General features: G+C 61.1%; 12 protein-coding genes. 8 read left to right on the top strand and 4 right to left on the bottom strand.

The features are described 5' to 3' along the window. Positions 1–391 precede the first annotated feature (391 nt). From fliL to ACTJLB_RS03115, 8 genes are all read left to right on the top strand, one after another. The gene (gene fliL / locus ACTJLB_RS03150) at positions 392–889 is read left to right on the top strand and encodes a flagellar basal body-associated protein FliL (RefSeq protein WP_020070763.1); all 498 of its coding nucleotides are present in this window, start codon (positions 392–394) and stop codon (positions 887–889) included. A 64-nt stretch (positions 890–953) separates the two neighbouring features. Further along, entirely contained in the window at positions 954–1,952 is a 999-nt protein-coding gene (fliM, locus tag ACTJLB_RS03145) for a flagellar motor switch protein FliM (protein ID WP_006050937.1), read from the top strand. Then, entirely contained in the window at positions 1,945–2,412 is a 468-nt protein-coding gene (gene fliN, locus ACTJLB_RS03140; RefSeq protein ID WP_440782452.1) for a flagellar motor switch protein FliN, read from the top strand. Before fliM ends, fliN begins: the two co-directional genes overlap by 8 nt. Further along, positions 2,409–3,020, top strand: a complete 612-nt coding sequence (gene fliO / locus ACTJLB_RS03135; RefSeq protein WP_440782451.1) for a flagellar biosynthetic protein FliO — start codon at positions 2,409–2,411, stop codon at positions 3,018–3,020. Before fliN ends, fliO begins: the two co-directional genes overlap by 4 nt. Further along, positions 3,020–3,853, top strand: a complete 834-nt coding sequence (fliP, locus tag ACTJLB_RS03130) for a flagellar type III secretion system pore protein FliP (protein ID WP_020070759.1) — start codon at positions 3,020–3,022, stop codon at positions 3,851–3,853. The genes fliO and fliP overlap by 1 nt, the downstream gene beginning before the upstream one ends. A gap of 58 nt (positions 3,854–3,911) precedes the next feature. After that, positions 3,912–4,181, top strand: coding sequence for a flagellar biosynthesis protein FliQ (gene fliQ, locus ACTJLB_RS03125; protein ID WP_011490196.1), 270 nt, complete (start codon positions 3,912–3,914; stop codon positions 4,179–4,181). Positions 4,182–4,221: 40 nt separating this feature from the next. Continuing rightward, positions 4,222–5,004, top strand: a complete 783-nt coding sequence (gene fliR, locus ACTJLB_RS03120; protein WP_020070758.1) for a flagellar biosynthetic protein FliR — start codon at positions 4,222–4,224, stop codon at positions 5,002–5,004. A 657-nt stretch (positions 5,005–5,661) separates the two neighbouring features. Further along, positions 5,662–6,243 (top strand): type VI secretion system amidase effector protein Tae4, encoded by a 582-nt coding sequence (locus ACTJLB_RS03115; RefSeq protein WP_440782450.1) that lies wholly within the window; start codon positions 5,662–5,664, stop codon positions 6,241–6,243. A gap of 480 nt (positions 6,244–6,723) precedes the next feature. On the opposite strand, the gene flgL is transcribed toward ACTJLB_RS03115, so the two are convergent. The 4 genes from flgL to flgJ all read right to left on the bottom strand — a co-directional run bounded on the left by flgL (position 6,724) and on the right by flgJ (position 12,244). After that, positions 6,724–7,947: a flagellar hook-associated protein FlgL gene (gene flgL, locus ACTJLB_RS03110; RefSeq protein ID WP_440782449.1), complete on the bottom strand. Its 1,224-nt coding sequence runs from the start codon at positions 7,945–7,947 to the stop codon at positions 6,724–6,726. Between the two features lie 10 nt (positions 7,948–7,957). Then, entirely contained in the window at positions 7,958–9,931 is a 1,974-nt protein-coding gene (gene flgK, locus ACTJLB_RS03105) for a flagellar hook-associated protein FlgK (RefSeq protein WP_440782448.1), read from the bottom strand. A gap of 175 nt (positions 9,932–10,106) precedes the next feature. Further along, positions 10,107–10,877 (bottom strand): flagellar brake protein, encoded by a 771-nt coding sequence (locus ACTJLB_RS03100; protein WP_440782505.1) that lies wholly within the window; start codon positions 10,875–10,877, stop codon positions 10,107–10,109. Positions 10,878–11,239: 362 nt separating this feature from the next. Further along, the gene (flgJ, locus tag ACTJLB_RS03095) at positions 11,240–12,244 is read right to left on the bottom strand and encodes a flagellar assembly peptidoglycan hydrolase FlgJ (protein WP_020070754.1); all 1,005 of its coding nucleotides are present in this window, start codon (positions 12,242–12,244) and stop codon (positions 11,240–11,242) included. Between the last annotated feature and the right edge of the window lies 1 nt (position 12,245).

Genomic DNA, 12,245 nt, shown 5'->3' with positions numbered 1-12,245 from the left:
CGCGCGCAGCGCCGCCGGAAGAACGACTGCCTTGTCACGAGCGCCGAATGTGCGACAGCACGGATTCCAGATGCACCACTACCGGTTGCGGGCCACGGCGCCCGCTTATGAGCTGGCGGTGTGAGCCGCTTTCTTTGCTTACTTTCTTTGCGGCATGCAAAGAAAGTGAGTGCCGCCCCGCACAGGGGCAACGCCAATAGACCACCGCGAATTCAAGGAAAGGCCAAAAAGAAACAAAAACCTATCCACAAAACGCCCCAGCAAAAAGCACCGCCCCGCCGGGCCAAAAACTAGAGATAGCCCGCATTAACCCTTCTGTTCGGCCCATCGCGCCGCAAGCAAATCAACAACAATCACTATCACCAGCACTAACGGCAAGCAAGCAAACCTCATGGCTACCACTCCCGCAAATCAGCAAGCCGCGCCCGCGTCTCCGGGCCCCTTGAAGCGCATCATCCTGATCGCCCTCATCGCTATCGTCGCCGCCGGTGGCGCCGGCGCAGGGGTGTGGTTCTTCATGTCCAAACGCGCTCCGGCCGCCGCCACCGCAGCTGCGCCGGCTCCGGCTCCCGCTCCGACGTTCTTCCCGCTCGAATCGATGACGGTCAACCTGCAGTCGGACGACGGCCAGCAGCACTTCCTGCGTATCGGCCTGACGCTCAAGCTCACCGATCCGAAGACGCCGCAGGAACTCACCGAACACATGCCGGAAATCCGCAGCCGCATTCTGCTTGCGCTGTCGAACCATCATCCGGATGAACTCGCTCCGCTCGAAGGCAAGCACGCGCTTTCCACCGAACTGCGGACGCTGATCGAGCAACCGACCGACAAGGGTGCCGCTCCGATCCATGTCCAGGACGTGCTGTTCACCGAATTCGTCGTGCAGTGACGTCGTTGTGACGCTGTCCCGCACTGCCATCATCAACCGTCACGGTATGCACGAGGAATAAGGAATGGGCCACGAAGAGTTCATGTCCCAGGAGGAGGTCGATGCCCTCCTCAAGGGCGTAACCGGCGAGTCCGACTCTGAAGCCGAGCAGAGCGAACGTGTAGGCGTACGCCCCTACAACATCGCGACGCAGGAACGCATCGTCCGCGGCCGGATGCCCGGCCTCGAAATCATCAACGACCGCTTTGCGCGCCTGTTGCGCGTCGGCATCTTCAACTTCATGCGGCGTTCGGCGGAAATCTCCGTCGGTCCGGTGAAGGTGCAGAAGTACAGCGAGTTCACCCGCAACCTGCCGATCCCGACCAACCTGAACCTGGTCCATATCAAGCCGTTGCGCGGCACGTCGCTGTTCGTGTTCGACCCGAATCTGGTGTTCTTCGTGGTCGACAATCTGTTTGGCGGCGACGGACGTTTTCATACGCGTGTCGAAGGTCGCGATTTCACGCAGACCGAGCAGCGCATCATCATGAAGCTGCTCAACCTGACGTTCGAACACTACGCGGCGTCGTGGAAAAGTGTGCGTCCGCTGCAGTTCGAGTACATGCGCTCGGAAATGCACACGCAGTTCGCCAACGTCGCGACGCCGAACGAAATCGTCATCGTCACGCAGTTCTCGATCGAATTCGGCACGACTGGCGGCACGCTGCACATCTGCATGCCGTATTCGATGATCGAACCGATCCGCGACATTCTGTCGTCGCCGATTCAGGGCGAGGCGCTCGAAGTCGACCGCCGCTGGGTCCGCGTGTTGTCGCAACAGGTCCAGGCGGCGGAAGTCGAACTGACGGCCGACCTCGCGCAAGTACCGATTACGTTCGAACAAATCCTGAACATGCGCAAAGGCGATGTTCTGCCGATCAACATTCCCGAGCACATCACGGCCAAAGTCGACGGCGTGCCGGTGATGGAATGCGGCTACGGAATTTTTAATGGTCAATACGCGTTGCGCGTGCAAAAGATGATCAGCGCAGCCGACACGATGAAGGAAGGTGGATATGAGTGATCTGAACGCAAAGCCCGCGGACGAGCTGACCGCCGCCGCCGCGCAAGTGGCCGCCGACGCGGCGAGCGCGGAAGACGAAGCAGCGCTGGCCGACTGGGCGAGCGCGCTCGCCGAGCAGAACGACAACCCGAGCGAAGTCAGCGCCAGCACGGCCGGCGTGTTCCAGCCGTTGTCGAAAGTCGCGTCGACCTCGACGCGCAACGACATCGAGATGATTCTGGACATTCCTGTCCAGATGACCGTCGAACTCGGCCGCACCAAGCTTGCAATCCGCAACCTGTTGCAACTCGCGCAAGGTTCGGTGGTGGAGCTCGACGGCATGGCCGGCGAACCGATGGACGTGCTGGTCAACGGCTGCCTGATCGCCCAGGGCGAAGTGGTGGTGGTGAACGACAAGTTCGGTATTCGCCTGACCGACATCATTACGCCGTCAGAACGTATCCGGAAGTTGAATCGATGAAAACCGCAGTCCGCCGCGCCGTGTTCTCTGCGTCGCGTCACGTCATCTCCCGCGCAATTGGCGCAGCGCTGTCGGCAACGGCGTCGTTCTGCGCACCGCTCGCTGCACACGCAGCCGACATGAACGCGGTCAATAACGCAGCGAAGATGGCGTCGAGCGTCGGCGCGGGCACTGCGGTTCCGGCGCTTGGCGTCGGCGCGGTATTGCAGACGATCGTCGGCCTCGTCGTAGTGATCGGTCTGGTGTTCGGATGCGCGTGGCTTGCGCGCCGCTTCGGCTTGCAGCCGGGCAGCCGCAGCGGACTGGTGAAGACAATCGGCGGTGCGTCGCTCGGCGGCAAGGAGCGCGTGGCGGTGGTCGAAATCGGCGATACGTGGCTCGTGCTCGGCGCCGCGCCCGGCAACGTGCGTCTGCTTCATACGATGCCCGCGGGATCCGTCGCGGTCGACACGATCGGCAATGCCCAGGCGGGCACGCCAGGCGTAACGGGCAGTAGCAGCGCGGCAGGCAGCACCGGATTGCCGGGCAGCTTCGGCCAGCGGTTTCGCGACGCCTTGAAGGGCGAAGTGAGCAAACGTTTCAACGGGCAAGGCAACGGGGTTCGGTAATGCAGTTCAGTCTTCAATCGGCGCCTGGCGCGCCCTCCACCCGGACCTCGCGCGCCGCCTCTGCAGTGCTTCGCGGTTTGCATCGCGCCGCGCCCGTCGCGTCGCTGGTCGTGCCTGTGGCGCTGTTCGCGCTGCCGACGCTTTCATTCGCGCAAACCGCCGGCTTGCCGGCCTTCAACACGAGCCCGGGCCCGAACGGCGGCACTACGTATTCGCTGAGCGTGCAGACGATGCTGCTGCTCACGATGCTGTCGTTCCTGCCTGCGATGGTGCTGATGATGACGAGCTTCACGCGCATCATCATCGTGTTGTCGTTGCTGCGCCAGGCGCTCGGCACGACGACCACGCCGCCTAACCAGGTGCTCGTCGGTCTTGCGCTTTTTCTGACGCTGTTCGTGATGTCGCCCGTGCTCGACAAGGCCTACACCGACGGCTATAAGCCCTTCTCCGAAGGTACCGTTCCGATGGAGACGGCGGTGAGCCGCGGCCTCGCGCCGTTCAAGACGTTCATGCTGCGTCAGACGCGCGAAAGCGATCTCGCACTGTTTGCGCGAATCTCGCACGCCGCGCCGATGCAAGGCCCGGAAGACGTGCCGCTCTCGCTGCTCGTACCTTCGTTCGTCACGAGCGAACTGAAGACCGGCTTCCAGATCGGCTTCACGATCTTCATTCCGTTTCTCATCATCGACATGGTGGTGGCGAGCGTGCTGATGTCGATGGGCATGATGATGGTTTCGCCCGCAACAATTTCGCTGCCGTTCAAGCTGATGCTGTTCGTGCTCGTCGACGGCTGGCAACTGCTGCTCGGTTCTCTTGCGCAGAGCTTTGTCTAAGTTTGCTCGCGCAGTAGCCCCTGTTTTTAACGTTGTGCCAGTTTCCGGTTGAATCGCCATGAATCAAGAATCCGTCATGACACTCGCGCACCAGGCCATGTACGTCGGCCTGCTGCTCGCCGCGCCGCTTCTTCTCGTGGCGCTGGTGGTCGGACTGGTGGTGAGCCTTTTCCAGGCTGCCACGCAGATCAATGAATCGACGCTGTCGTTCATTCCGAAGCTGCTCGCTATCGCGGTCACGATGGTGATCGCCGGTCCGTGGATGCTCACCACCATGCTCGACTACCTGCGCCAGACGCTCACCAACATTCCGACGCTCGTCAACTGAGCGCCGCGATTTTCTCCCTGCATCGAGCCCCGCCGCCGCCATGTTTTCCGTCACCTACGCGCAACTGAACGCCTGGCTCACCGCGTTTCTGTGGCCGTTCGTGCGGATTCTCGCGCTCGTCGCGACCGCGCCGGTGCTCGGCAACCGCTCGCTGCCGCTGCGCGTGAAGATCGGCCTGGCGGCTTTCGTGACGATCATCGTCGCGCCCACGCTCGGCGCGCTGCCGCAAGTCACGGTGTTTTCCGCTGAAGGCGTGTGGATCATCGTCAACCAGTTTCTGATCGGCATTGCGCTCGGCATGACCATGCAGATCGTTTTTCAGGCGATCAGCGCGACCGGCGACTTCGTCGGCCTCGGCATGGGCCTTGGTTTTGCGACTTTCTTCGACGCGCAGGCGAGCAGCTCGAGCCAGGTGCTGTCGAGCTACATGAATACGATCGCGATGCTCGTGTTCCTCGTGATCGACGGTCATCTTCAGATGGTCAGCGCCCTGCTCGCGTCGTTCAATTCGCTGCCCGTGTCGGCAAATATTCTCGGCTCGCCGGGCTGGCGCACGCTCGCCAATTTCGGCAGCACGATTTTTTCAGCAGGATTGCTGCTCTCTCTGCCGGTCGTCGCCGCCCTGCTGATCACCAACCTCGCGCTCGGCATTCTTAACCGCGCGGCGCCGCAGATCGGCGTGTTTCAGATCGGCTTTCCGCTCACCATGCTGATAGGTATGCTGCTTTTGCAATTGATGATCCCGAACATGATTCCGTTCTTCGGGCGACTCTTCGCGGTGGGCATCGACCAGATGGGGCGGGTCGCGCTGGGATTCAGGTAGCGACACGTGCGCCTCCGTGATCCGCGTCGAAGCGATCGAGGGCGTTGGCCTGGAGTATGTAGCCGCTCCCTTGGGAGAACCAATGACTTTGAAGCCGACCGTGATGGTCGGCTTTTTTTCTGCGAAGGGAATACACGTTGTGAACGTCCGAATCGGTGCGCGTTGAGTAGTAATCCGCAGAAACAGGCGCATGAAACTTTTGAACTTCATCAACCGGATAAGTGTTTTCTCTGTTTTCGGAGTCATCTGATATAGCCGTCGGCCAGTCTTGCCGGGTAATGCGGTGCGGCGTCAACGGGAACTACTGTTGTCTCTCGCTGCAACCAAGACCTATTCCAGACTGGAGACTTGAAGATGCGGGAAAAGCACGATCACACGACGTATCTGTTTGCGACGATTGATGTGACCTTCGTCGCGGTCCGCGACTATAAGCCGCTCATGCTGCATGGCTCGCGTTGTCGCGGCCAAGCGCGGGCCGGCGCCGCTTTGGTGCGTACGACTGACATTGCACACTCTGCAAAATCATGATGCGTCGCATCGCCGTGGTGGGCGACTTGGCAACAATGCGGAGTTGCCGAGGTCCACACCGATACGGCCGACGACTACACCCTCTATTGGGACGACGAAGCTTTGGCGAGGCAGCAGGACATTTGAATAATGCCTAACAACAGAACGGTGGTTACAACTAACTCCACCCCGAATTCGATCAGAGAAGTGCAGTTGAGAGCGCTGACTTTCCAGGAACTATGGTCTGCCTATCCAGACGAAGAAGACCCTTTCATTGACCCGAAAACCGGCAGGGTGCCTGAATACGCTGACAATCAGTGTGCGATCCGGATGAGCATTACGCTTCACAATGTCGGAGTCGAAATGAATTCGTTTCGTGGCGAAGGCCAGATTCGAATAGGCGGTAGGCGAACGGCCCTTCGTGCTCGAGAAATGGCGGACTGGCTTAAGTTACGCCCGATTGCCGGACTACGCTTGCCTGAAGCCATCACGGGAGCGGATTGGCAAGGAAAGGTGAAAGGACGTACCGGTATCGTTTTTTTCTCCGGTTACTGGGCCCGAGATACAGATAGCCTCGGGCAGACGAGCGGTGACCATATCGACCTATGGAACAAGGACACGCTGACATCGCCCGGTCCCGGAGGGCGGATAACTTCATTCTTCAGATTCCGCATCGGGCTTTCTACCGCGTGGTATTCGGATCTTGGAAAGGCCAAGCAGATTCTGTTCTAGGAAATCAAATGAAGCGTGCCGGGTTGTCCTTACTCTATCTCGGCGTTGGCCTTTTATCGTCATGGCAATTCGCTGCGCTCGCTAGCAGGCTCGCGCAAGGATTGTCATGGCCGCTAATATCTACTCGCTGGCACGGATGTTGGGACATTGAACACTGCATTGTCCCGTGGTGGGGCTATGCGATTATTGGGCTATTTATCGTTGGACCCGCAATTGGGTGGAGTATCGTTGGGTTCTTGCTCGGACGAACGATCACCCTTTACCGGTTTGTGGCGTCGGCAATAGTTCTGGCGTTGGCGACCGTCGCTTTCTACGCGGCCTTTTATGCCGCCGTCTGGCCGTAAGGTCAGTTGACATACAAAGCATCAAACGCAGGAACCAGCAGTGCAGACACGGCGGGCCGCAAAGCGACAGATGCTTGCGCGGCCCGCGTTTGATTCTTAACAGATTCGCCCTTCTTTAAACCGACCCACTCGCCAATCAGTTCAAGTACTGAAACAACGACATATTCTGGATCTTCACGAACGCCTGCTGTGCCGCTTGCAACGCGTTCTGTGCCAGCGTGTATTTGCCGACCGTCTTGATCAGGTCTGTCTGCGTCAGGTCTGACAGGTTGCTGGCCGTTTGCAGCGTATTGGTCTGCGTGACCGCCTGCAATGCCTTGACCTCCTGCGAGCGGCCACCCACAGTCGCTTGCGCGGTCGTGATGTTGTTCATCGTGTTCTCGAGCTGCGTCATGCTGGTCGTGAGCGCGCTCTGAAAGCTCGCCGTCGACGCACCGCCCGAGATCGGCGACTGCAGCGTGCTGATCAACTGGCTCAGGTTCGCGAACACATCCATGCTGCCCTGGGTCGCGGGAGTCACCGAGAAGCTGTCGCCCGCGTTCGGCGCGCCGCTGATCGTCACCGACTGGCCGCCGAGCGTGATCGCCGTACCTGCCGTGAAGGCTTGCGGTGCGCTCGTCGTAACTGCGCCGGTCGCCGGATTCGTCTGGCTCACGGTGTAAGTCGTCGACGACGTAAAGTTGATCGCGTATTTGTCGGCGTTCGTCGGATCGGTCGGGTTGTTCAGGCTCACGGTGCTGATGACGCCCGTGCCCGTGTTGCCCGTGGTCGCCGCCGGCACCGCGCTCGTGCCGATAGGCGCGACACTGCTGAAGATCGAAATGCCGGTGTCGCCGGTCTGCACGACGTGCGAGTCGGTGATCTGCACCGCGGGCGTGCCGGTGTCGCCCGAATACGTGACCACGCCGGCTGAAGTCGTCGTGTACGGCTGCGCGCTGCTTTGATAGCCGGCGAACATGTAGTTGCCCTGCGGGTCCGTCGAGTTCGCGAGCGTGATCAACTGGCTGCGCAAGCTTTGCAGTTGCGTCGCGATGGAGCCGCGATCGCCGTTGTTGAGCGAGCCGTCGCCAGCGCGCAGCACGAGCGTGTGGATACTTTGCAGTACGTCGCTGACGCTGCCGAGCGTCGTGTCTTCGAGCTGCAGCGACGCAAGCGCCGTGTTCTGGTTGCTCGTGTACTGCGCGAGACTCGTGGCGGTCGAACTCAACTGCACGGCCTGTGCCGCGCCGAGCGGATTGTCCGACGGCGTCGCAAGGCTCACGCCGCTCGAGATCTGGGCGTAAAGCTGCGACAATTGAGCTTGCTGATCGCTCATCGTCGCCACGTTCATGGTGAAGTACTGCGTGCTGGAGATGCGCATGTTCAACGCCTCACTGGAAGATGCCGAGCAGCGTCTGGAACAGGGTCTGCGCGGTCTGAATGACCTTGCTGTTCGCCTGATAGAGCTGCTGATACTGAAGCAGATTGGCTGCTTCCTCGTTGATGTTGACGCCCGAGACGGACTGCTGCGCCGTGGTGATCTGCGTCACCAGCGAAGCCTGCGCCGTGCTCGAAGTCTGAATCTGATTCGTCTGGTTGCCGATGTCGTTGACGTAGTTCGCGTACGCACCCGTCAGCGTGACCGTACCGCCGTCCATCGATTTCGCCGTCGACAGGTTCGACAGTGCAAGCGCGTTGCGGCCGTCGTTGTTCGCGCCGGTGTTCGGCCCGATGGTGAACTTGTCGCCGGCAGCGGGCACGCCGCTGATCGTCACCGACACCTTGTTCATCTGGCCGGCGGTCGTGTTGTTGATCGTCAGACTCGCGCCGTTGCTCGACGAATACGGCACGACGGTCGTCGCGCTCGTGATCGAATAAGTGGTCGCGGGCGACCCCGCCACGGTCACCGTCGAGCCGACCGGGAAGCCGGTGAGACCAGTGCCGTCGTAGGTCAGCGTGGTCGTCGAGTTCGGCATCGTGTAGCCCGCCGCGACCGTGCCCTTCGTGATAGCGCCGGTGCCGGTGTTGGTCGACGCTGCCGCGCCGAGAACCGGCGTTGCGGCCGCGATCGCCGAGGCGTCGGTCGTTGCAGTTGCAAAGCTGTTCAACGCGCCGCGAGTCGGCTGAACCGTGAACGAGTCACCGGCGTTCATCGTGCCCGTGGTCGAAAAGTTCAGGCCGTTGATCGGCTGGCTCAGATTCGTCGCAGAGCCCACCACGCCGCCCGTCGAATTGTCGGTCAACGTATAGGTGGTGCCGTTGAAGGCGAGCGTGTAGTCGCCGGTGGTCGGCTGCGCAGGATTTGCGAACGACACGTTGAGTGACGCATTGCCGGTGTTCTGCGTGTTCGCATAGACGGTCGGGCCGCCTACCGAGAACAGGGCACCGCCCTGCACGCCCGCGAGCGTGATGCCGAGCGCGTTCTGCGCGTTGACCTGCGACGCGAAGCTCACCGCAATCGCGCCGAGTTGCGCTTCTGCAGGATCGAGCGTCTGGCTGCGGAATGCGACGAGACCGCCGAGCGTGCCGCCCTCGATCTTGCTGTCCGGCAAGTCCTGCGGCGCGGCGGCAGGGTTTGCGCCCGCCTGGCCGAGATACTGCACGGACAGTTCGCTGGAGTCGCCAGTCGAAGGCGTGGTGCCCAGATTGAAGCTGTTGCCGCCCGACACGAGCGGCTGGCCATTGCTCATGAAGACGCCATAGCTGCCATTGCTGTTCACCACCTGCACGCCGATCAGTTGCGACAGATTCGACACGGCGAGATCGCGCTGATCGAGCAACTGGTTCGGCGGCTGGCCTTGCGTGCTCGCGGCGGAAATTTGACCGTTCAACTGCGCGATCTGCTGCGTGTAGCTGTTGATCTGCGAAACGGTGTTGCTCAGTTGCGTGTTGACGCTCTGGCGCAGCGCGTCATATTGCTGGCCGGCGGCGTTGATCTGGTTCGCGAGTGTCTGCGCGCCGCTCATCGCCGTCTGACGCGTAGCGAGGCTCGAAGCGTTGTTCGAGACGTTCTGCATGCCCGTGAAATAACTCGTGACCGCGCTGGCAATACCGGCAGTCGGGCTGCCGATCAGATTGTTCAGTTGCGAGATCAGCGTGTTGTAGGTCGCGAGCGAGCTGCTGGACGACTGCGCGTTGTTAAGCTGGGTCGTCAGATACTGGCTGTATTGGCGAGTCACCGTGACGGTCGAGACGCCGTGCGGCAGATAGCCGGAGCCCGTGTATTGTCCACCCGCTTCCGCGAAGACCGGCGTTTCAATGGTATAGCCGGGCGTCGACGCGTTGCTGATGTTCTGGCCGGTCGTCGTGAGTCCCCACTGGGCTGCATTCAGTCCGCTGAGGCCGAGATTGATGAGATTGGACATGCGTCATCCTGAAGGGCGACACCACACATGCCGCCGTGTTGCTTGAACTTAGTGTTTAACGGCTTTCGCGACGGAAAATTGAGGCCATTCACGACGCTTGCGAGAGTTTGTTTCAACGTTTGCGAGGCCAATGCGCCGGGCCTTCGCCGGCGCGTCATGTCTGGTCCGCGCGCTGTCAGCGAACCAGCGAACGGCGCTTCATTTCGAGTTGCGTGATGAGACGCTGCAGCGTGTTCTCCGCGTTGCCTGGCAACGTCAGAAAGCGGAAACCGAGCTGATACCGCTGGGTGCCGTTCGGCAGCGCGAGCGAGCGATGCGACACGAGCTGCAGATCGAGCGAGAGGCGGCCCAATCCGCCGAGCGACAATTCGCAATCGTCGAGACGCGTGCCCATGGGCAGTTCGGCGACGCGTTCGTCGGAAGTGCGCATGCCGACGCCGCCCAGCGAGAGGTCATGCACCTCGAAACGGAACGAATCGCCTTCCGGCAGACGACCGCTGCACACGTACGGATCGAGAATCGGTGCGTCGACACGGAAATACTCGCGTCGCTGCACGTAGTACAGCACTTGCGGAAAGTCGGCTTCGAATGCCGGCATTCCCTCGTAACGCGTTTCGCGCGGCGTGCTGGTGACGAACTCCATGCGCACGCCCTCGGGCGCCGCGTGGAACTGACAGCTCGACGCCGCAAGCAGACCGCGGTTCTGATCGGACAACGCGCCCCAGTCGAACGTGAAGGTGCGTCCGCGCACGTCGACGTCGAGCAGGCGCGTAACGAGCTGGCCGCCAGCATATTGAACGGTAAGAAAATCGCCCCGATTGACGAGGTTGCGCAATTGAACGCCGATTTCGAGCGGATTGCGGCGGCCAAAATCGAGTGCACTGTCGTCCAGCGGAACGTGCGGCTGAAGCGTGTCGGTTTGGCCGTTCGACTGATTGGTTTCCATGGGCTTGCCGGTATGCATGTTCTTGCGGGTACGTGCCAGAGCTCCTGACGGGGCTTTCACGCGGTCTCTCATTCCCGGCCGCGGCACGCACATTCAACCGGACGTGAACGCTTCCGGTATGGGGTCTAACGGATTAGCGGCAGTATCGAGCCAAAATTTAGGGGCGACTAATAATAAATTTAAAATAATCCGCGCAAACGTTAAAGCCCCGGTAACTCGCCGATAACGCGTCTTTAAATCGCCCGCCGTTTTTTTGCCGTGTGTTTGTCGCGTGTTTGTGGCTTGTACGTCTGTTGTTCGACGCGCCCCGCAAAACCGCTTCACGCGGCCAATCCGCGTCGAGCGGCCACATTCACGCCCGCTTAGCCCATCTTTTGCATGATGGACATCAGTTTTTTCGCGTAGTGCGGATCCGTTGCATAACCGGCGCGCTGCATGCCGGTCGCAAAACCCTTCACGTCGTGCGCGGAATTGATGACCTGCGCGTATCGCGGATTGCCCTTCAGCATGCTCGCGTAGTCGGTCATGGCTTCCTGATACGAATCGTATGCACGGAATTTCTCGACCACGCGCTGCGGCTTGCCGTTCACATACTCGGTGGTGAGCGTGGAAACCGTCTTGCCGGTCCAGTCCTTGGTCGCCTTGATGCCGAATACGTTGTGGCTCGTGCTGCCGTCAGCCTTTTTGATTTCGCTCTTGCCCCAGCCCGATTCCAGCGCCGCCTGGCCGATGATGAAGCGCGCCGGAATGCCGGTCGCCGCGCTGGCAGCCTGCGCAGGAGCGGCGAGCTTGTCGACGAATGCGTCGACCTTCGGCGAGCTGCCGTCACCCTTCAACGGCGGCGTCAGCGCGCTGTTGGCCGAGTAGCCCTTGCCCATCGCGAGCTGGCCGTTCGCCTGCGCATTGCCGTAGGCCTTGGCCAGCGCGTTGAGCGCCGCGGTCTGGCCTTCGTCGCCGCCGCTGCCGCCGCCGAGCGCGTTGGCCATGCCGGCGAGTCCGCCCGCGCCGCCTGCTCCGTTCGGGCCGCTCACTTGCATGCCCTGGTTGCGCATCAACTGCTTGAGCATCGCATCGGCCACACCGATGCCCTTCTGCGACATCTGCTGCGACAACTGCTGATCCATCATCGACGTAAACGTCGCGCTGTCGTGCGAGTCGAACGGGCCGTCCTGCGGCGTCGCATCGCGCATGCTCTTCAGCATCATCTGCGTGAAGACAGCGTCGAACTGCTGCGCAGCCACCTTCATGCCGGCTTGCGGCGACGCCTTCGCCTGCGCGCTCAGCTTCGCGAAACCCTGCACGTCGAGCGCGAAGCGCTGGCTAAGATCGTTCGCCGCGGCGGCGGAATTGGTCGTATCCGAATTCATC

Source organism: Paraburkholderia sp. 22098 (genome assembly GCF_052045935.1).
GTDB lineage: Bacteria > Pseudomonadota > Gammaproteobacteria > Burkholderiales > Burkholderiaceae > Paraburkholderia > Paraburkholderia caledonica.
The sequence above is the reverse complement of the archived record's forward strand: the minus strand, read 5'-3'. Positions and strand labels throughout refer to the sequence as shown.